At 70.6% G+C, this 19,424-nt stretch carries 16 protein-coding genes; 5 read left to right on the top strand and 11 right to left on the bottom strand.

Going from position 1 to position 19,424, the window contains the following annotated elements:
• Positions 1-109: 109 nt before the first annotated feature.
• The gene (locus tag MTES_RS19520; RefSeq protein WP_013584699.1) at positions 110-1,492 is read right to left on the bottom strand and encodes an ABC transporter substrate-binding protein; all 1,383 of its coding nucleotides are present in this window, start codon (positions 1,490-1,492) and stop codon (positions 110-112) included.
• A gap of 163 nt (positions 1,493-1,655) precedes the next feature.
• Here MTES_RS19520 and MTES_RS07850 point away from each other — a divergent pair, with 163 nt between their 5' ends.
• Positions 1,656-4,184: a glycoside hydrolase family 2 protein gene (locus MTES_RS07850; RefSeq protein ID WP_013584698.1), complete on the top strand. Its 2,529-nt coding sequence runs from the start codon at positions 1,656-1,658 to the stop codon at positions 4,182-4,184.
• A 42-nt stretch (positions 4,185-4,226) separates the two neighbouring features.
• Here MTES_RS07850 and MTES_RS07845 read toward each other — a convergent pair whose 3' ends face one another.
• Entirely contained in the window at positions 4,227-5,282 is a 1,056-nt protein-coding gene (locus MTES_RS07845) for a serine hydrolase domain-containing protein (RefSeq protein WP_013584697.1), read from the bottom strand.
• Between the two features lie 228 nt (positions 5,283-5,510).
• On the opposite strand from MTES_RS07845, the gene MTES_RS07840 reads away from it, so the two are divergent.
• The gene (locus tag MTES_RS07840; RefSeq protein WP_013584696.1) at positions 5,511-6,611 is read left to right on the top strand and encodes a LacI family DNA-binding transcriptional regulator; all 1,101 of its coding nucleotides are present in this window, start codon (positions 5,511-5,513) and stop codon (positions 6,609-6,611) included.
• On the top strand, positions 6,608-7,759 hold the full coding sequence (locus MTES_RS07835) for a GDSL-type esterase/lipase family protein (protein ID WP_013584695.1): 1,152 nt from the start codon (positions 6,608-6,610) through the stop codon (positions 7,757-7,759). Before MTES_RS07840 ends, MTES_RS07835 begins: the two co-directional genes overlap by 4 nt.
• Before the next feature lie 142 nt (positions 7,760-7,901).
• Here the strand turns inward: MTES_RS07835 and yicI are convergent, their stop codons facing one another.
• The 5 genes from yicI to MTES_RS07810 all read right to left on the bottom strand — a co-directional run bounded on the left by yicI (position 7,902) and on the right by MTES_RS07810 (position 14,530).
• Positions 7,902-10,127 carry an alpha-xylosidase gene (gene yicI, locus MTES_RS07830; RefSeq protein ID WP_013584694.1) on the bottom strand — a complete coding sequence of 742 codons (2,226 nt, stop codon included), beginning with the start codon at positions 10,125-10,127 and terminating at the stop codon, positions 7,902-7,904.
• A complete protein-coding gene (locus MTES_RS07825) occupies positions 10,127-11,035 on the bottom strand; it encodes a carbohydrate ABC transporter permease (RefSeq protein ID WP_013584693.1) in 909 nt (302 codons plus the stop codon). Before MTES_RS07825 ends, yicI begins: the two co-directional genes overlap by 1 nt.
• Positions 11,035-11,997 (bottom strand): carbohydrate ABC transporter permease, encoded by a 963-nt coding sequence (locus tag MTES_RS07820; protein ID WP_013584692.1) that lies wholly within the window; start codon positions 11,995-11,997, stop codon positions 11,035-11,037. The genes MTES_RS07825 and MTES_RS07820 overlap by 1 nt, the downstream gene beginning before the upstream one ends.
• Positions 11,998-12,054: 57 nt before the next feature.
• On the bottom strand, positions 12,055-13,377 hold the full coding sequence (locus MTES_RS07815; protein ID WP_013584691.1) for an ABC transporter substrate-binding protein: 1,323 nt from the start codon (positions 13,375-13,377) through the stop codon (positions 12,055-12,057).
• Positions 13,378-13,513: 136 nt separating this feature from the next.
• Positions 13,514-14,530, bottom strand: coding sequence for a LacI family DNA-binding transcriptional regulator (locus MTES_RS07810; RefSeq protein ID WP_013584690.1), 1,017 nt, complete (start codon positions 14,528-14,530; stop codon positions 13,514-13,516).
• A 334-nt stretch (positions 14,531-14,864) separates the two neighbouring features.
• Here MTES_RS07810 and MTES_RS07805 point away from each other — a divergent pair, with 334 nt between their 5' ends.
• Positions 14,865-15,470 (top strand): hypothetical protein, encoded by a 606-nt coding sequence (locus tag MTES_RS07805; RefSeq protein ID WP_013584689.1) that lies wholly within the window; start codon positions 14,865-14,867, stop codon positions 15,468-15,470.
• Between the two features lie 58 nt (positions 15,471-15,528).
• Complete coding sequence (locus tag MTES_RS07800; RefSeq protein ID WP_013584688.1) at positions 15,529-15,921, top strand: hypothetical protein; 393 nt, start codon at positions 15,529-15,531, stop codon at positions 15,919-15,921.
• A gap of 73 nt (positions 15,922-15,994) precedes the next feature.
• Here the strand turns inward: MTES_RS07800 and MTES_RS07795 are convergent, their stop codons facing one another.
• From MTES_RS07795 to pdxH, 4 genes are all read right to left on the bottom strand, one after another.
• Positions 15,995-16,651 carry a HEAT repeat domain-containing protein gene (locus MTES_RS07795; RefSeq protein WP_013584687.1) on the bottom strand — a complete coding sequence of 219 codons (657 nt, stop codon included), beginning with the start codon at positions 16,649-16,651 and terminating at the stop codon, positions 15,995-15,997.
• A 145-nt stretch (positions 16,652-16,796) separates the two neighbouring features.
• On the bottom strand, positions 16,797-17,951 hold the full coding sequence (locus MTES_RS07790; protein ID WP_013584686.1) for a DUF697 domain-containing protein: 1,155 nt from the start codon (positions 17,949-17,951) through the stop codon (positions 16,797-16,799).
• A gap of 80 nt (positions 17,952-18,031) precedes the next feature.
• Entirely contained in the window at positions 18,032-18,766 is a 735-nt protein-coding gene (locus tag MTES_RS07785) for an MBL fold metallo-hydrolase (RefSeq protein WP_013584685.1), read from the bottom strand.
• Positions 18,763-19,404 carry a pyridoxamine 5'-phosphate oxidase gene (pdxH, locus tag MTES_RS07780; RefSeq protein WP_013584684.1) on the bottom strand — a complete coding sequence of 214 codons (642 nt, stop codon included), beginning with the start codon at positions 19,402-19,404 and terminating at the stop codon, positions 18,763-18,765. The genes MTES_RS07785 and pdxH overlap by 4 nt, the downstream gene beginning before the upstream one ends.
• Positions 19,405-19,424 lie beyond the last annotated feature (20 nt).

Here is a 19,424-nt window from a genome sequence, read left to right as displayed (position 1 = left end):
CGGAGCGACGGGGCGGGGCGGGGCGGGGCGAGGGAACCGGTGCGACGAGCGAGGCCAGACGCGATGGAGCACGGGGCGGCGGCGCGGGCTCACCGCCGCCCCGCACGATTCAGCGCGAGAGCAGACCCTGCGCCGTCGCGGCGGCACTCGACACGAGCGCGTCGATGTCCGCGTTCTGGTCGGTGATCACCGCCTGGACGACCGGGTCGAGGGTGGCGTAGATGTCCTGTCCCTTCACCGGCGGCTCCGACTGCACCTTCTGCTCCGCCACCTTGTCGAGGTACGGGCGGAAGTTGTCGATCGGCACGTTGTTGAGGTCGGCGATCCACGACAGGTACTGCGTGTACGCGTCCGCGTTCACGACGGGCAGACCGGGGATGGCCACGGCCGAACCCTGCGACGCCAGCGCTTGCGCGTCCGCCCGCGCGGCATCCTTGTCCGTGTACTTGCCGAGCTCGGCGAGCTGGATCCACTCGACGGCCGCCTTCGCCTGCGCGGGTGACGCGTCGGGTCGGACGATGTCGATGTTGCCCCCCGACAGCGTGGTGGGCGCCTCTGCCTTCGACGCGGTCGGCATGGCGCCGAAGCCGAAGTCGGCGCTCGGGAAGGCGAGCTGCTCGGTCAGCGGTCGGTAGGCGTCGGACTGCAGGATGAACATGCCCACCTGCTGTCCGGCGAACGCCTGGGCGAGATCGAGCGCGCCCATCAGGCCGTTGGGCGACATGCTGTCGTCTTTCCAGCGCATGTCGTGCAGGAGCGTGAGCGAGTCGGTGGTCGCCGAGTCGTCGAAGGTGATCTTGTCGCCCGCGTCGTTGACGAGGGAGCCGCCGCGCGAGGCTGCCTCGGCGCCCAGCACCCAGCCGCCCTGGTTGTTCGTGGTCACCTGCGCGAAGCCGGGGACGCCGGTTCTGTCGGTGATCTGCTTGGCGGCCTTGCGCACGTCGTCCCACGTCGTGGGCGGGGCGGCGGGATCCAGACCCGCCTTCTCGAAGAGCGCACGGTTGTAGACCAGACCCATCGCGTAGGCCATCGTGGGCACGCCGTAGGTCTTGCCGTCGGCGGAGACGAGGTCGACCAGCTGCGGGTTGAGCACGTCGGTCACACCGAGCTGGTTCACCGCGTCGGTCAGGTCGGCCACCTGCTTGCGCTCGATGAGCCCGCGGATCTCGGTGAAAGGCACCCCCATGACGGTCGGCAGATCGCCGCCGGCCAGGCGGGCGGAGAAGGTCTGGGCGTCCCAGCCGTCTTCGGTGGTGGTGACCACGTAGGTCGGATGCTGCTTCTTGAACGTGTCCACGAGGGTGGTGAACAGGGCGAGCCGCGCGGTCTCGGTCGCGGCGGGCTGGTTGCCGATGGTGATCTCGACGGGGCCGTCGGACGGGGCGGTGCTCGTGGCACCGCTGCAGGCCGTGAGCCCGCCGATGGTCAGCGCCGTCGTCGCGACGAACGCGGCGGCCGTCGCCCAGCGACGAGAACGGAGTGGTCTCTTCATCGAAACTTCTCTTTCTGAGTCGGATTGCAGGTGACTCGGGGCGTGATGTACTTTGGTCGGGCAGTTGCCAAAGCGCTTTTGCACATTAGCCCCCGAGCGCTGACGGACGCAAGACCGCGATCCGAAATCCGCTCCCTCCCGCCGAGAAGACGAGGACAACGCCGTGCTCACCCGTATCACCACCGAGCCCCTCTGGCTGCTGCGCAGCCTGTCCGGCCCTGTTCCCGAGGGAATCTCCGGGCGCACCTTCGACGCGCCCGTTCCCGGGGACGTCCACATGGCACTGCGCGACGCCGGCGCGATCCCCGACCCCTTCGACGATGACAACGAGCACCGCCTGTCGTGGATCGGCCGATCCGACTGGGAATACCGCACGACCCTGCCCCGCGTCGGCGGAACACCCGAGCGCATCGACGTCGTGTTCCACGGTGTCGACACCCATGCCACGGTCGCGATCGACGGTGCCGAGCGCGCCCGCCTGACCAACATGCATCGCACGTGGCGCGTACCGGCGCCCGAACTCGCCGCGGCATCCGCCGAGCTCTGCGTCGCCCTCCGCTCCCCGGTCGCGGCGGCCGAAGCGGAGCGCGACCGCCTCGGCGCGCGGTGGACCGTGTTCAGCAGCCTGTCTCCCTTCATCCGCAAGAACGCGTGCGCGTTCGGCTGGGACTGGGGACCCTCCCTTCCAGGCTCCGGGATCTGGCGCGAGGTCGAGGTGGAAGCCTGGTCGACCGCGCGGTTGAGCGCCGTCCGCCCCACCGTGGGGCTGCTCGGCGCCGACGGCGTCGTCTCCCTCGACATCGAGCTCGAGCGCACCGAGCGAACGGGGCGCGACGCCGACCTCGGCGTCCTCGTCGAGGTCGGCGGGGCTCGCACCTGGATCCCGGCACCCGCGCGCGCCGAACGGCTTCGCGGCGAGCTGGTCGTGCGCCGCCCGGAACTCTGGTGGCCCACCGGGATGGGACGCGCGGCGCTGCACGAACTGACGGTGACGCTCGTCGACACGCACGGGACGGCGCTGGACGTCTGGACGCAGCACATCGGCTTCCGCGACCTCGTCGTGGAGCAGGTCCCGGACGGCGAAGGACGCGGGTTCGGCCTCACGGTCAACGGCATCCCGCTCTTCGTCCGGGGCTTCAACTGGATCCCCGACGACACTTCTCCGGCCCGGGTGACGGCATCCGATATCCGCCGTCGCATCGCGGAGACGCTCGACCTCGGCGCGAACCTCCTGCGGGTCTGGGGTGGCGGCGTGTTCGAATCGGACGACTTCTATCGCGCCTGCGACGAGGCCGGCATCCTCGTCTGGCAGGACTTCCTCTTCGCGTGCGCGGCCTACCCCGAGGAGGAGCCGTTCACGACCGAGGTCGAGGCGGAGGCACGCGAGAACATCACCCGGTTGATGTCCCACCCGAGCCTCGCCCTGTGGAACGGCAACAACGAGAACCTCTGGTTCTGGTTCCTCCACGACTGGGAGCACAAGCTCGACGGGGCGACCTGGGGAGAGGGCTTCTACATCGACCTGCTTCCCCGTCTCGTGGCCGAGCTGGACCCCGCTCGCGCGTATCTCGTCGGGAGCCCCTCGTCGGGCGGTCGCTGGGACGAGCCGAACGACCCGTCCCGCGGCATCGTGCACTGGTGGATCCCCGACGACTACCGCGCCTACGACGACGTGCGCCCCCGCTTCGTCTCCGAGTTCGGATTCCAGGGACCCCCCGCCCGCGCGACCTTCGACGCGGTCGTGCATGACGCGTCCCCCGCGCCGTTCTCGCCGGGATCGGTGCAGCGCCAGAAGGCCGAGGGCGGAACGGAGCGCATCAACGATGTGCTCGACGCGCACTTCGGCGTCCCGCACGACTTCGACGAGTGGTACTGGCTCGCCCAGCTGGACCAGGCTCGCGCCGTCCGGTACGGCATCGAGCGCTTCCGCACCCTCGAGCCGTTCTGCCGGGGCACCATCGTCTGGCAACTCAATGACTGCTGGCCCGCCCTCTCGTGGTCGATGATCGACGTCGCCGACCGGTACAAGCCCGTCGCCTACGCGGTGCGCGAGGCGTATCGCCCGCGCATCGTCGTCCTGCGGCACGAGGACGGCTCGCCGACGCTGTTCGCCTGCAACAGCACGGCCGAGCCGTGGGACGCGACGATCGATGCCCAACGCTGGACACGTGGATGCCACGCCGCCGGTGTCACTCTGCACGCACACGTCCCCGCCCACACGGCGATCGAGGTCCCGCTCGGCGCGCTCGCAACCGGACTCGCGGGCGACGAGCTGCTCGTCGCGACGGTGGGCACGACGGATGCCACCGACGCCGGCGACGCGCGACCCGTCCGCAGCGTCCTCCTGGGTGGGACCGACCGCGAGTACCCGGACAGCGCGCCCCGCTTCGACGTCCAGACAACGCCCGCGCCCGACGGAGTGGTGGTGCGGCTGACCGCGGACACACTCCTGAGGGATGCGACGTTGCTCGTCGACCGCATCGACCCCGACGCCCACGTCGACCGCACCCTCGAGACCCTGCTGCCCGGCGAGAGCGCCGACTGGCACGTCCGCACGACTCTTCCCGCCTCCTTCACGGTCGAGGCCGTACGGGCGGCCCTGCACACGGCCCGCGCCGCGACCGCGCGAGACGACGCGTATCGAGGTCTCGCCCAGCTGGAGGCCGAGAAGCAGGCCGCGCCGACAGGGTGAGACGCTGACGCCGCCGCGCGGGCGGGCTCCCGGCGTCGCGAGTCAGACCCGAGCGAGCGCGTCCAGGAGGAGCGCCCACCGGGGATCCTGTCCCGGCGCCGGGAACGTCATCCTCTGTCCGACGAAGGCGAACCCGGTGCGCGACGGGGCATGCGCGAAGGCGAGTCGACCCCCCATGCCCGAGTGGCCGAAGGATCCCTCACCGAGCATCCGGTTGAGGGGGTGCGAGATCTCGAATCCGAGCCCCCACCGCTCGGTCGGCGCAGCGCCCGGGAGGCACGAGGGCTCCCGGATGCCGTGCTGCCAGTCGCGCGAGACCCGGGCGACCGTCTCGTCGTCGAGCAGGCGGACGCCGTCGACCGGCGCGACGCACGCGCCGTAGACGCGAGCGAGGGAGCGAGCGTCGGCCACGAGACCACCGCCCGCGACGAGTGCCCGACGGAAAGGCACGCCGTTCACGGGCTCGGTGCCGAGCTCGCCATCGACCCGCTCGAACAGCGGCACGATCTGCAGGGTGCTGCGGTACGCCGCCGCACAGGCGGCACCGGATGCCTCGGGGGTCCCCACCGGCGCGGGCGGCGGCACGATCGGTTCCATGAGGGCGGGGAGGAAACGCGGATCCTCGGATGCCGGAAGACCCAACCACAGCGCGGCCCCCAGCGGGTCGGCGACCTTCTCGCGGAGGAGGGTCGCGGCATCCGTCCCGGTCACGCGACGAAGGATCTCCCCGACGATCGTCCCGTAACTGAGCACGTGGTACACGCGGGCGCTGCGGGGAGCGAAGTCGGGGGCGCGCGACGCGACCCGCGCGGCGAGACCGACCGGATCGAGCAGGTCTTCGGGCGTCTCGATGGGGAGCGTCGGCATCCCGGCGACATGGGTGAGGACGTCGGCGACCGTGATGCCGTCCTTGCCTGCCGCCGCGAACTCCGGCCAGTACCGGGCCACCGGCGCGAGCGGATCGAGCGCACCCGCCTGCACCTGCTGCGCGGCCAACAGCGCGATCATGCCCTTCGCCGCCGAGAAGGCGAGAGTGGCGCTGTCGTGAACCCAATCGGCCCCCGAGAGGGGGTCGGTACCGCCCCACAGGTCGACCACCGTCTCTATCGACCACCACGGACAGGGCCGCCCCGGCCGCATCCATCTCGACCACCCGAGCGAACGCGTCGGCCACTCCGGCGTAGGCGGGATGGGCGTAGCCGCGGGGGAGAATCGTCGCCGGAACCGGTGGGAGAGCATCGTCGGTCATCGCGCCAGTCTACTGCCGAACCGCTTTGGCATAGGATGGGTCCGAGCAGTTCGATCGGTCCGGGAGAGGATGAGTCCATGCCCCAGAGAACCGCGCGCCTGGCCGACGTCGCCCGCGCTGCGGGGGTGTCGCTCCCCACGGCCTCGCAGGTGATGAACGGGACCGGGCGCGTCGCCGAGGCCACGCGGGAACGCGTGCTCAACGCCGCCCGCGACCTCGACTACCGCCCCAACGCGCTGGCACGCAGCGTCGCCCTCGGACGCAGCCGCACGATCGGGGTGCTCGCCGAGAACGCGGCCGGTGCCTTCTGCATGCCCGTGCTGATCGGTGTGAACCGCGCCCTGAGCGACCACAACCTGGCGAGCATCCTCTACGACGCTCGCCACGACGCTTCCCTTCGCCGCGAGCACGTGCGGCACATGCTCGATCGGCAGGTCGACGGCATCATCGTCATCGGCGAGGGGCCCGACGTCCCGATCGCCGACATCGGCGCGAGCGAATCTCACCCCGTCGTCCACGCCTTCGGGCCGTACGATGCGGACCGCGCGGTGAGCGTGCACCCCGACGAGCACGCCGGAGGAAGGCTCGCCGCGCGCACCCTCATCGAGGCGGGGCGCCGACGGATCGCACACGTGACCGCCGCCGCGGACCTTCCGTCGGTGCGCGAACGCTCCCGCGGCTTCTCCGACGCGCTGAGCGAGGCGGGCCTCACCCCCGCCACGGTCCTGCACGGCGGCTTCAGCCGCGATTGGGGCCACCGCGCCGCCGAGATGCTCCTCGCCGAAGCGCCCGACGCCGACGCGGTGTTCGCGGGCAGCGACGCGATCGCCGTGGGACTGGCGGCGGGGCTCGAAGCGGCCGGCGTGCGGGTGCCCGACGACATCGCGATCGTCGGGTACGACCACGTCTCCGGCTACGGCGACGACGTCGATCCGTACCTCGCGTCGATCGATCCGCGACTGACGACGGTGGGCGAGCGAGCGGCCCGGTACCTCATCGCCGCACTCGAAGAGAAGGAGGGGGATGCCACGCCCGTGGCGCCCGTCTACGCCCCCGGATCGACGGTACGCGGCGGCGATGCGGCCCGCCTGCGTCTCGTGGAGACGCTGCTGCGCACGGTGACCGCGCCGCCGGTGGGCGGCGTGGCCTCGAGCGGCCCGAGCCCGGCGACACCGTGAACGAACTCCGCCACACGACACGTTTCCCCTCCGCCGCAGCCGAGGTGGTGGGCGCTCTGGGGTTCGCGCCCGGCCGGTACGGCGTGGCGCCGCGACGGCTCCCCGACTGGACGCGCCGGCAGATCCCCGACCCGGGATTCGACTTCGTCGTCGGCATGACCTCGGGCGTCCGCGTGGCTGTCACGACGGGCGCGAGCGCGATCGAGCTCGAGCTCGCCGTGATCGGCATCGCGCCCGGGGGGCTCGCCCTCGTCGAACTCGTCGTGGACGGGGAGCGGCTGGATGCGGTCTCGATCCCGGCCGACGAGCAGACGCTCCTGGCGGCGGACGGCTCCTCGACGCAGGAACGACCGCCCGCGCGAGTGTCCTTCCGCCTCCCCCGCGCCGACAGACCGACGTCGTCCGTCGAACTGTGGCTCCCCCACACCACCGCGGTGGAGCTCGTGGCGCTCCGCGCCGACGCCCCCTTCGAACCTCCCCGCGACACTCGCCGGGTCTGGCTGCACCACGGTTCGTCGATCAGCCAGTGCGGCGAGGCATCCGGTCCCACCCGGACCTGGCCCGCGATCGCCGCAGCCCGCGGCGGAGTGAGCCTGCGCAGCCTCGGGTTCAGCGGCAACGCCGTGGGCGATCCGTTCGTCGCTCGGACGATCAGAGACCACCCGGCGGAGGCGATCAGCATCGAGATCGGCATCAACGTCGTCAACGGCGACCTCATGCGTCGGCGCGCATTCGCGCCGGTGCTGCACGGAGTGCTCGACACCATTCGCGAGGGGCATCCCGCCACGCCCCTCGTGGTGCTCGGTCCGATCCCGTGCCCGTCGCTGGAGAGCATGCCGGGCCCGACCGTCATCGACCCGGCGACGGGGCAGGCGGCGAGCGCGGGGAACGTCCGAGAACTCGATCGCGGCGCGATGAGCCTCGGCACGGTCCGGGAGGTCCTGCACGAGGTCCTCTCCAGCCGGTCCGACGATCCTCTCCTGTTCGGCCTCGACGGACGCGAGCTGCTGCCCGAGGCCGAGGTCGGCGATCTCGACGACGGCCTGCACCCCAACGCCGCGGCGTACGAGCGCATGGGGAGGCGGTTCGCCGACTACGCCTTCGCTCCCGGCGGCCCCTTCTCGCCGAGCGCCGCCCCCAGGTCCTGAGCCGCACCCCGGCCCCATAGCGCCACCCAGGTCCCCGAGCCGCTCACAGCTCCCTGACCCGCGCCCAGGCCCCAGACCCCCACGCAGGTCCCTGAGCCCGTCGAAGGGACCGGACACCTCGACAAGCTCAGCCCCCTCCCCCCTACTCCGTCACATCCCCCCGGTCCACCCGGAACGTCTCGCTCCGTCCATCGGGCGCCGTAACCGTGACCTCGGCCACCCCCGACCCACCCGGGAACACCCGCAGCGACAACCCCTCGAGGTAGTCGTAATCGGGCCGGTCCTCGCGCGCACCCCACGGCAGCACCGCCCCGGGCCGCACGTACAGCGGCAGCGAGTCGAAGCCGTGCGTCTCGCGCCGCCACCCGCCGCCCGCGACCCGCTCCCCCGACAGCAGATGCGTCCACTCCCCCTCGGGCAGGTAGACGCTCACGTCACCGGATGCCGAGAACACCGGCGCCACGAGCAGATCGCCGCCGAGCATGTACTGGCGATCGAGGTGCAGGGTCGTGGGGTCGTCGGGGAACTCCAGCGCCATCGGCCGCATCACCGGAACACCCGTCGCCGCGGCCTCCCGCGCCGCCGCGTACAGGTACGGCATCAGTCGGAGCTTCAGGCGCGAGAACGACCGCGTCACCTCGACCGCTTCGTCGTCGAACGCCCACGGCACCCGGTACGAGTCCGAGCCGTGGAAGCGGCTGTGCGACGACAGCATCCCGTACGCGATCCAGCGCTTGAACACGGCGGGGTCGGGGGTTCCCTCGAAGCCGCCGATGTCGTGGCTCCAGAACGCGAATCCGCTCCACGCGAGCGACAGACCGCCGCGCAGCGTCTCGGCCATCGACGCGAACGTCGAGGAGTTGTCGCCGCCCCAGTGCACGGGCATCATCTGCCCGCCCGCCGTGGCCGACCGCGCGAAGAGCACCGCTTCCCCGGAGCCCCGCTCGTCGACGAGCACCTCGTGCACCGCCGCGTTGTAGAGCTGCGCATAGAGGTTGTGCATGCGCTCGGGGTCGGTGCCGTCGTGCCAGACGACGTCGGTGGGGATCCGCTCGCCGAAGTCGGTCTTGAAGCAGTCCACGCCCTGCGCGATCAGGCGACGCAGGTGGTCCTGGTACCAGCGCGTCGCATCGGGGTTGGTGAAGTCGACGAGCGCCATGCCCGGAGTCCACAGGTCCCACTGCCAGGGCGACCCGTCGGGTCGGCGCACGAAGTACCCGTTCGCGACCCCCTCCGCGAACAGCACGGAACGCTGCGCGATGTACGGGTTGATCCACACCGACACCCGCAGGCCGCGGTCGTGGAGGCGCTGGAGCATGGCATCCGGATCCGGGAAGACCCGGTCGTCCCACGTGAAGTCGGTCCACGTGAACTCGCGCATCCAGAAGCAGTCGAAGTGGAACACCGACAGCGGCAGGTCGCGCTCGGCCATCCCGTCGATGAACGAGGTGACGGTCTGCTCGTCGTAGTCGGTGGTGAACGAGGTGCTGAGCCACGTGCCGAACGACCACGCGGGGATCACGGGGGGCCGGCCGGTGAGCGCGGTGTAGCGCTCGAGCACCTCCTTGGGGGTGGGGCCGGCGATGACGAAGTACTCCAGCGCCTCGCCCGAGACCGAGAACTGCACGCGCTCGACGTTCTCGGACCCGACCTCGAACGAGACGTGCCCGGGGTCGTTCACGAGCACGCCGTAGCCGCCGGACGAGACGTAGAACGGCACGCTCTTGTACGCCTGCTCGCTCGAGGTGCCGCCGTCGGCGTTCCAGATCTCGACGGTCTGGCCGTTCTTCACGACCGGCCCGAAGCGTTCGCCGAGCCCGTAGACGGTGTCGCCCACGCCGAGGTCGAGCTGCTCGTGGAGGAAGTGACGGGATGCCGGGATGCCGGTGTCCGCACCCCGGTTCGAGATCACGCCGGCGTCGACGTCGGCGTCCGCCGCGAGGCTCACGCGACCGACCGAGCGGTGCCCGCTGCCCGTCACCCGCCGCCCGTCGAGCTCGAAGGACAGGTCCCACGGCGCGCCCGGCGCGATGCGCGCGACGAGCCGCCCCGCCGTCAGGGTGCCCGCCTCGACATCGACGTCGCCGCCGCCGACGGCCCCCGGCAGCGCGAACCCGCGCCCGCGTCCGGCGCCGTCGTGGTGCACGATCCGCACGCGCACGACCCCCTCGAGCGGCGACGACAGCGTGACGGTCAGGAGCGTCCGGTTGAGGACGTCGCCGCGCTTGGCGATGACCTTGGTCGGGGCGTGCACCACCAGTCCCGGTCCGTCCGGGGTGTCGTCGGTCCGGCTGATGTCGTAGGCCTCGGCCGCGTAGTCGACGGTCACGCCGTGACGCATGAGCCAGAACCCATCGGTGAACTTCATTACTTGACTGCTCCTGCCGTGATGCCGCGTGTCAGCGTGCGTTGGAAGATGAGGAAGAAGATGAGCGTCGGGATGATGCCGAGCAGCGCCGACGCGCTGATGGTGGTGACGTCCATGAGGCGGTCGCCCTGCAGGACGCTGATCGCGACCGGCACGGTCTGGTTGTCGTTGGATGCCAGGAACGTCAGCGGGATGAGGAACTCGTTCCACGTCCAGATGAAGAAGAAGATGAGCAGTACCGCGAGGGTCGGCCGGCTGATCGGGAAGATCACGCGCCAGAGGATCTGCCAGCGGCTCGCCCCGTCGATCGCGGCGGCCTCGAGGATCTCGCGCGGGAACGTGCCGTAGACCGACGACAGCAGGTAGGTGCCGAACGCCGCCTGCACCACGGTGAAGACGATGATCACCGACCAGACGTTGTCGTACAGACCGACCTCTTTGAACATGTAGTACAGCGGGTACAGCAGCGCCTCCTGCGGCAGCAGGTTGGCCAGGAGGAACAGCAGCACGATCCCGGTGCGCCCGCGCACCCGCCCGATGCCGATCGCGAAGGCGTTCAGCACCGAGATCAGCACCGCGAGCACCGCGACGACGCCCGAGATGAGGATCGAGTTGCCGACCTTGCGAGGGAAGTCGACGCGGTTCCAGAAGTCGATGATCCCGCCGAAATCGAGCTGCTGCGGGAGCGCGAGCGGGCCCGAGGTCGCGTAGTCGAGCGGCGACTTGAACGAGTTCACGAGCACGAGGTAGAACGGCGCGAGCACGAGCAGTGCTCCGACGACGACGAGCGCGAGCAGCAGCCAGTCGACCGGGCGACGGCGGGTCATGCCGCCGCGGCCTGAACCGCCCGCGCGACGCCGGGGCGGCCGCTCCGCAGCGGTGGTCGTGAGAACGGATGCCGAGGCCATCACAGTCCCGCCCTTTCCTTGCGCTCGAGCGAGCCCTGCACGCGGATGAACACGATCGAGACGATGACGACGACGATCGTGAGCACGGTCGCGATCGTCGCGCCGTAGCCGACGTTCCGCTTCGTGAAGAACTCGAGGTAGGCGTAGTAGGCCGGGACGATCGTGGAGCCGGCGGGTCCGCCCTGGGTGATGACGTAGACCGGGCCGAAGACCTTGAGCGCCGCGATCGTGCACGTGAGGGTCACGACGAAGATCTCGGGCCGGATGATGCTCATCGTGATCGCGGTGAAGCGCTGGAACCAGTTCGCGCCGTCGAGCTCCGCGGCCTCGTACAGCTCGGGGTCGACGCGTTGGAGCGCCGCCATGAAGACCACGACGGGGTAGCCGATCTGCACCCACACGAGCACGACCATGAGCACGATGAGGGCCGAGGGCATCTGCCCGAGCCAGTCGTAGGCGGGCAGACCGAGGCTCGTGAGGATCTGGTTGAGCGCGCCCGTGTCACCGGGGCGGACGATCCAGCCGATCACGATGCCGGCGACGGCGATCGGCAGGATCTGCGGCAGGTAGTAGGTCGCGCGGAGGAAGCTGCCGACCTTGCCGCCGAACTTGCGGCCGACGACGTCGAAGAGCAGCGCGGCGACGGTGAGACCGACCACGGTCGGCACGACGACCATCGCCAGGATCATCCACACCGAGTTCGCGAACGAGGTCCAGAAGTCCTCGTCGCCGAGGAGCTTCGTCCAGTTCGCGAGTCCGATGAACTCGGGGTCGCCGACGCCCCGCCACTTCGTGAAGGTGAGGAACACGTTCCACACCAGCGGAACGATGACGATCACGAGCAGCAGCACGAAGCCGGGCAGCAGGTAGAGCCAGTAGCCGGCGGTGCCGCCCCGGCGTTGGGGGATGGCCGGCTGTTCGGGTGGCAGTGCCACGCGCGCCGGGCGGGTCAGGAGAGCCATTCGCGATCCTTCGTTCGAGAGGGGTGGGGGCGGCGGGACGCGCCGCCCCCACCGGGGTCAGCGGAAGTCCGCCGTGCCCTCGTCGTACTTCTTCCCGAGGTTGGCGTTGGTGGTCGCGGCATCCTGCGTGCCGGTCACCAGGCCCTGCAGCTCCTGCACGAGCACGTCGTAGAAGCCGGGGGCGGGCCAGTCGGGGTAGAACGACAGACCGTCGTCGGCCAGGATGCCGTTGAACGTGTCGATCAGCTCTTTGCTCTTGGCATCCGTGATGTCGGCGGTGTCCGCCGCGACCGGGACGCCGCCGTTGTTGCCGATGATCGCCTGGATCTCAGGGCTCATCGTGATGTCGATGAACTGGTACGCGAGGTCCTTGTTCTTCGAGCGCTCCGGGACGACCCAGAGGTTGCCCGAGGATCCGAGCGACAGCTTCGCGTCGGGGAAGGTCGCGAGCGACCAGTCGAAGCCGGCCTCCTCCGAGAAGCGCCCGTACCACCACGAGCCCGAGACGAAGATCGGCGAGGTGCCGTTGATGAACGAGACGCCGGCGTCCTCGGCCTTGACCGACGAGACGTCCTTGGCGATGTAGCCCTTGTCGACGTACTCCTTGAGCGTCTCGGAGGCGTAGTCGACCTCGGAGCCGTTCCAGTCGACGGGGTTCTTGTACAGCTGGTAGTCGTCGACCCACGAGCGGTCGGCCTTCGTGAGCGCGAGCTGGTACCAGAGCTGGCCGAGCGGGTACTCCGCGCCGGCTTCGGCGAGCGGCGTGATGCCCTTCGCGACGAACGCGTCGAGCGCCTTCACGAACTCGTCGTACGTGGTCGGCACCTCGATGCCCGCCGCCTTGAACGCGTCGAGGTTGTAGTAGACGCCGACGAACTCGCCGTAGTTCGGCACGCCGTACCAGGTGTCGCCGCCCATGACCCCGTCGGAGGAGTACTTCGCGGTGGTCTGCAGCGACGGGGCGAGCTTGGCATCCCATCCGTATTCGCTGACGGCGTCTCCGATGTCGGCGATGAGCCCCGTGCTGGCGAGGAAGCCCGCCGTGGCGTTGCCCTTGTTGAACTCCATGAGATCGGGAGCCGCGTCGGTGTCGAGCACCTGGCTCGCCGTCTTCTGGATCTGCTCGAAGGACTTCTCCTCGACCTTGACCGTCGCGCCCGTCTTCTCCTCGAAGATCGGGATGGCGGCGTTCCAGGCCTTGGCCATGGCGCTGTCGGCTCCCTCGTAGTGCCAGAGCGTGAGGGTCTTGCCCTCGCCGTCGGTGGATCCGGCGTCGCCGCCTCCCCCGCTGCAGGCCGAGAGGGTGAGGGCGGCGACGGCGATCGAGCCGACGGCCGCGAGGGCTCGGGTCGCGCGTCGTTGTGCGTTCGTGCGTGCCATCGTTGGCACTCCTTTCACTGTGGTCCGCTGGTTCAGAGGGGTCCGCTAGCGGTGGCGGATGCGCTGGGCCCGTCGTCGAAGAATTGTCGAAGCGCTTCGATGATGGGCGAACAGAGCGAGATGTGGAGTTGGAGGATCAGACGGAAGGAGCCGCGGCGACTGAGCCGCGCTCGAGATACGTCGGGGCGATGAGATGGAGACCGGATGCCACCGGCCGACCGGCGATCAGCTCGATGGCGAGATCGACGGCGAGTTCGCACGAGCTCTGCGGCACGAGCGGGATCGAGTCGATCGGGGTGGGCTGGGCGTCGGTGTCGAAGCTGCTGCCGACCGACACGATCGACACGTCGGCCGGCACGCTCTTGCCGAGCGCTTCGAGCTCGACGAGCACGACCTGGAGCACCTCTTCGGGAGCGTGCAGCACGATCCCGGTGATCCCCGCGTCGACGAATGCCCGCACCGAGCGGCGCACGTGGCCGCGGTCGGTGACGATGGGACCGGATGCCACCGACGTGGCGCTCATCCCCCGCTCGGTCGCCCGCTCCGACAGGGCAGCGCGGACGCGCGACGGGAAGTTCGACTTCTCGTACGCGCGCTCCGACCCGCCGATGAGGCCGATCGCGCGGTGACCCGCATCGGCGAGCCGGTCGACGGCCTCGACCGTGGCGCGCTCGAAGTCGAGGTCGACGCACACGAGATCGTCGTGGTCGTTCGGGATGCCGACGAAGATCGTCGGGGTCGCGCTCGCGCGGGCGATCTCGACCCGCGCGTCGTCGGGGGCGACGTCGAGCACGAGAATGGCATCCACGAGTCCGCTCTGCGCGACCCGCTTCATGCCGGCCGAGGCGTCTTCGTCGGTGAGCAGGAGCATGTCGTACTCCTTGCGGCGCGCGGCGACGGTCATCGCGTGCATGAACGACATGTGGCTCGGCGCGTGCGAGTCGGCGCGCAGCGGCTCGGACAGGGCGAAGATGTTCGTCTGGCTGCCGGCGAGCATGCGCGCCCCCGCGTTGGGGCTGTAGCCCAGCTCGTGCACGGCGTCCTGGATGCGGCGACGCGTCTCGGCCGAGACCGGACGCTTGCCGCTGAGCGCGTAGGAGACGGTGCTGATCGATACACCCGCGGCACGGGCGACCTCGTCGATCTTGACCATAGCGACTCCTTCGTAGCTGTCGAAGCGCTTCCGAGAAGCGCTTCGACCGCAAAGCTAGATCAGGTCGGCGGCGAGCGCAAGAGGTAAGTTGGCGATCGCAACAAAAAGCCGGCCGGCTCGCGCGTGATGAGCGGAGGGCCTGGGGCGGACGGAGGGCGGTCCCGCCACGTGCATCCTCCGCACACCCCTGGCCCTCCCCCGATCACGCCTCGCGACCCGAACCGGCGCCCCGCGGAGGAGGAACCGGGACGGGAGGACACGCCCGGCGGCTTCCGCCCTCCCCTCCCAGGATCTCCTCCCCGCGAGGAGCGAGCCGCCCTGCCAGACTTGTCGAATGGGCCGCCACACGATCCTGCTCGGCGTCGACGGAGTGCTGCTCGTCGAGCTCGACTCCCCCGTGCGCGCGTACGCCGACTACCGCACCGGCCGGGATCACGCGCCCCTCCCCGTCCCCGCCGATGCCGAACTGCTCCCGGGCGGGCGCTTCTTCTTCCGCCCCACCGTCGTCGAGGGCCTGCGCACCCTCTCCGCCGACCTCGTCTGGAACTCGAACCGCCTCACCGACCCCGAAGCACTGCGAGTCCTCTCCGCCGACCTGGGCCTGAGCGATGTCGTGCGGTTCCCGGATGCCGCCGACCTCCCCGTCCCGCCGACCGACGACCGCGTCGACACCGGCCCGAACGTCCTCTGGGAGCACTGGAAGCTTCAGTCCCTGATCCACCGCGTCCGCACCCTGCCCGCGGGCGACGAGGTCGTCACAGTCGATGCGACCCTCGACTTCTCCTCCCGCCGCCTCCCCGAGGGTCTCGCGCGACGGGCCGGAAGACTGGATGCCACGGGCCTCGGCGGCGTCAAGACCGCCGCCGCCGTGGGGCTCGAGGCGAGCGGCGTGGAGCTCCTCCGCACGTGGAGCGAGGGCGGGGCGGTGCCGCGGGTCTGACGCGCGTCGAGATACCCTGACCTCTCGGCATCCGAAGACTTCACCCGGGGGACCACCGATGAGCGCGAACACGGCACCCGTCCCGCCCGAGAAGCTCGCACGCCGCACGCGGATCCTCACCCCGTTCTTCGCCGTCGTCTTCGCCGCGGTGGGTGTCGCCTTCACGGGCTTCGGCCTGGCGTCGCCGCCGATGCTCGCCGCCGGGCTCACCGAGATCGCGCTGAGCGTCCTTCTCGTGGTCGCCGTCTTCGTGGCATCCCCCGTCGTTCGGTGGATCGCACTCGCGGTCGCGATGGTGGGGGCCGCCACGGCGATGGTGCTTCAGGTGACGATGTCTCCCGGCGATCTGGGGATCGCCGCGACCACCCTGCTCGGCATTTTCGCGATGCTCGGACTGACCTGGTTCATCCTGCACAGCTCCGCCCGCGCGGCGCACCCGGCTCGCTCCTGACGCGGCTGGCCCGACGCACAGCTCCGCCCGCGCGGCGCACCCGGCTCGCTCCTGACGCCGCCGGGCCGGACGCTCAGTCCCGCGGCAACGCCCGCTTCGCGACGACACGGCGCGCCTCGACGGCCGCCTCAGCGAAGTCGGCGTCGGGTTCGTCCATGACGATCGCCGTGGCTCGCGCGTGCGCGCTGATCACGTCGTACGGCGAGACGATGGCCCGCTCGATGGCCCCCTCAGCCCGGAACCCGATCGTCGCGAACGCCCGGCTCAGGCTCCGCTGCGTGTCGTGGTCTCCGCGCCCGAACTGCGTCGCGAGCTCATCGGCGAGGACCTCCTGCGCTCCCTCGGGAACGAGACCGGATGCCGTCCGCCACGCCGCTCGCGCCACCTCGGGGTGCGGGTCGCGCAGCACCGCGGCCGTGATGACCGAGAACGCGATCGGGTCGCCGATCTTCGAGAGGGTGTGCAGCGCCTGGCTCCGCGCCTGGGGGATCTCGGACTTCACCTCGGGCAGCAGCACCTCGACCGCCAGCGACGGGTCGTGTCGCGTGAGCGCCCACGTCAGCATGTCGCGGACGAAGAAGTCCGGCTCGACAGCGCACCGCGCTACGAGCTCGACGACGTAGCTGTCATCGGGGCGTGTTCCCGCGGCGAGCGCAGCCTCGAGGCGTGCGGAGGCGTCCGGGTGCGCGAGCGCGGCGCGCAGCCGCTCGGCCGGCGTGGAGTCGGTCATGGTGTTCCCTTCGGTCCTCCCAGCGTCGCACGCCGCGGAAGACCGAGGGCCGGTGTGACGACGCGCGGAGAGAGGGCGAATTCCGCACCCGACCGGGCGGGACGGATGCCGCCGGCCTCCGCCCGCGGCACGGGCGGGCGCGCGGTTACCGCTTGACCGCCCGCTGCTCGATGAGCTTGCGGACGACGTCAGCGAAGTGCGGCGCGTACTTCGCCCATTCCTTGTCGAGCTTCGCGACGTCGATCTTGCCGGTGTGGATGAGTTCGCACAGCTTCATCCAGCTCTCGCCGGTTGCCGCGGTGAGCGCACCGGCCACTCCGGCGTTCACCACGACACCGGCGCCGGGGATGAGCTTCAGGAAGCTCGTCGCCAGCGCGCGCCCGGCGACCTGCACCCCGAACTGCGCCAGGGCGCCGGCGGAGAGCATCGTCTTGAACTCGAGGTCGTAGATCGTCGCGATCCGTCCCATCATCGTCAGCTGGATCGGCGCCAGCGTGACAGCATCCGTGACAGGAAGGGGAACCGTCGCCGCTCCCGCGGCGGCTGCGGTGGCGGCGGCGATGATGGGGCGCGCCATCTCGCGCTTCCACGGAAGGTTGAGCCGCTGCGCGATGCGAAAGGCATCCTTGTCGCTCTCGGGGGCGAGCGCCAGGGTCTCCGTGACAAGGTCACCGAGACCGTGCCCCTTGCCCTTCCCGTGCCGGTCGCGGGTGGAGGTCAGGATCACGCGGCGATACGGCACGTGCAGCGGCTGGCCGGTGGCATCCACGGGTTCGTGCAGCCAGTCGACGAAGGCCTGAAGGTCTTTCGCGATCCCGCGCTGCCCGGTGAGGGGGTTCTTGATCCAGTCGACCTTGGTGAGCACGAGGATGACGGGGAGTCCGCGCGCGTCCAGCTCGCGGATCATCGCGATGTCGGCGGGAGTGAGGCGGTCGTCGTTCGCCTTCACGCAGTACCAGACGACGGAGATCTGATGGTCCCCCGGGTGCGCCGCGATCGCGTCGAGGTGATTGCGCAATTGCTGATCGGGCGGAACGGCCGAGCCGATCTCGAAGCCCTCGACGTCCCAGATCCCGAGTGACTCGTCGCGGTAGAACTGCACGCCCCGCGTGACCGGGAGCCCCTTCCCGACCTTCGCCCAGTCGCGCCCGAAGACGGCGTTGACGAGCGACGACTTCCCCACACCCGAGCTTCCGACGATCGCGAGGTTGAACCGCCCGTAGCGCGACCGCGCCTCCGACGACGCGTCGACGAACGCCCGCTCGTCGAATGCGGGCTTTCTCGCGTCTTTCTTGGCCATTGCGCTCCCTCGGTGTGACTCGCCGTGGTCAGTGTCGCATTCGCGGTGGCCGCGTGCCCGCCCCTGGACAACGGCGAGGCTCACGCCCCGAGGATCTCCCGCAACAGCTCGTACTCGGCATCCATGCCCGCGTTCGCTCGCCGCGGGTCGTCGGACCGACCGGTCCGGCGGACGTCCGCGAGATACCGCCGGTCGGCATCGAGGCGGGCGCGCGCGTCGGTGCCGACGGTCCCGTGCCCCGGGATCACGAGGCACGCGGCGTCCGCGTACGGCTCGAGCAGGTCGAGAGCCCGCTCGTACGCGGGGACGTCGTGGGGCCAGAACGGCAGCGGAAGCTCGACGTCGCTCAGCATGTCGCCGGCGACCAGCACGCGCGGCTCCGGAAGCCACAGCGCCGTGTGCCCGGGGGCGTGTCCGTCGTGCACGATGAGCTCGACCTCGAACGCCGGGGTGCCGGCATCCACCCTCCCCATGAGGTCGACGAGGTCGGGTGGAAACTCCGGCCCGAGAGCCGCGACGAGGTCGTCGCGCTCGGTGCGGGCGAGCTCGGCGGTTCGGGGCGAGGCCCGGCGCGGGACGTTCCCGAATTCCGGATGCCACAGCACATGGTCGTGATGCGCGTGGGTCGCGAAGCCCTCGGCGACAGTGATCTCGCGCTCGCGCAGCTCGGCGCCGAGTGCGGCGAGCTCGTCGGGCATCCACGCGGGGTCGACGAGCAGAGCGCGTCCGGATGCCACGACCACCGTCGTGTTCGTCTGCATGACCCGGCTCGTGCGCACGAGGACGCCGGGTGCGATCTCGCGGAGGGTGGTCACGGCTGCCGCCGCACCCCCGCCCACCCCTCACCCTCGCGCTGGAACACGATCCGGTCGTGCAATCGCGACGGCCGGCCCTGCCAGAACTCGAACTCCGTGGCATCCACCCGGTATCCGCCCCAGTGCGGGGGCCTCGGCACGGGCTGGTCGTCGGGGAAGCGCGCGGTGACCTCGGCCATCTGCTCCTCGAGGGCGGCCCGGGATGCCACGGCCTCCGACTGGTGGCTCGCCCAGGCCGACAGCTGCGACCCGCGCGGACGCGAGGCGAAGTACGCGTCGTCGCGCTCGGCCGGGAGCGGCGTCGCCGTGCCGAGCACGATCACCTGCCGCTGCAGCGCGTACCAGGGGAACAGGATCGAGACGCGCGGATTCTCGGCGAGCGCGCGGCCCTTGCGCGAGAGCCGGTTCGTGAAGAACCAGAGGGCGCCGTCGTCGTCGATTCCGCGCAGCAGCACGGTGCGCGAGGTGGGCGAGCCGGTGGCATCCACCGTCGAGACGACCATCGCGTTCGGCTCGGGCAGATCGGCCGCGTCGGCCAGCCACCGCTGGAGAAGAGCGAGAGGGGATGCCGCGAGCGCCGCGTCATCGAGCTCGTCGAGCGTGTAATCCAGCCGGTGGGCGAGGGGGTTCTCGGTCATCGCGCGGGGTCTCCGGTCGG

It is taken from the genome of Microbacterium testaceum StLB037, assembly GCF_000202635.1.
Lineage (GTDB): Bacteria > Actinomycetota > Actinomycetes > Actinomycetales > Microbacteriaceae > Microbacterium > Microbacterium testaceum_F.
The sequence above is the reverse complement of the archived record's forward strand: the minus strand, read 5'-3'. Positions and strand labels throughout refer to the sequence as shown.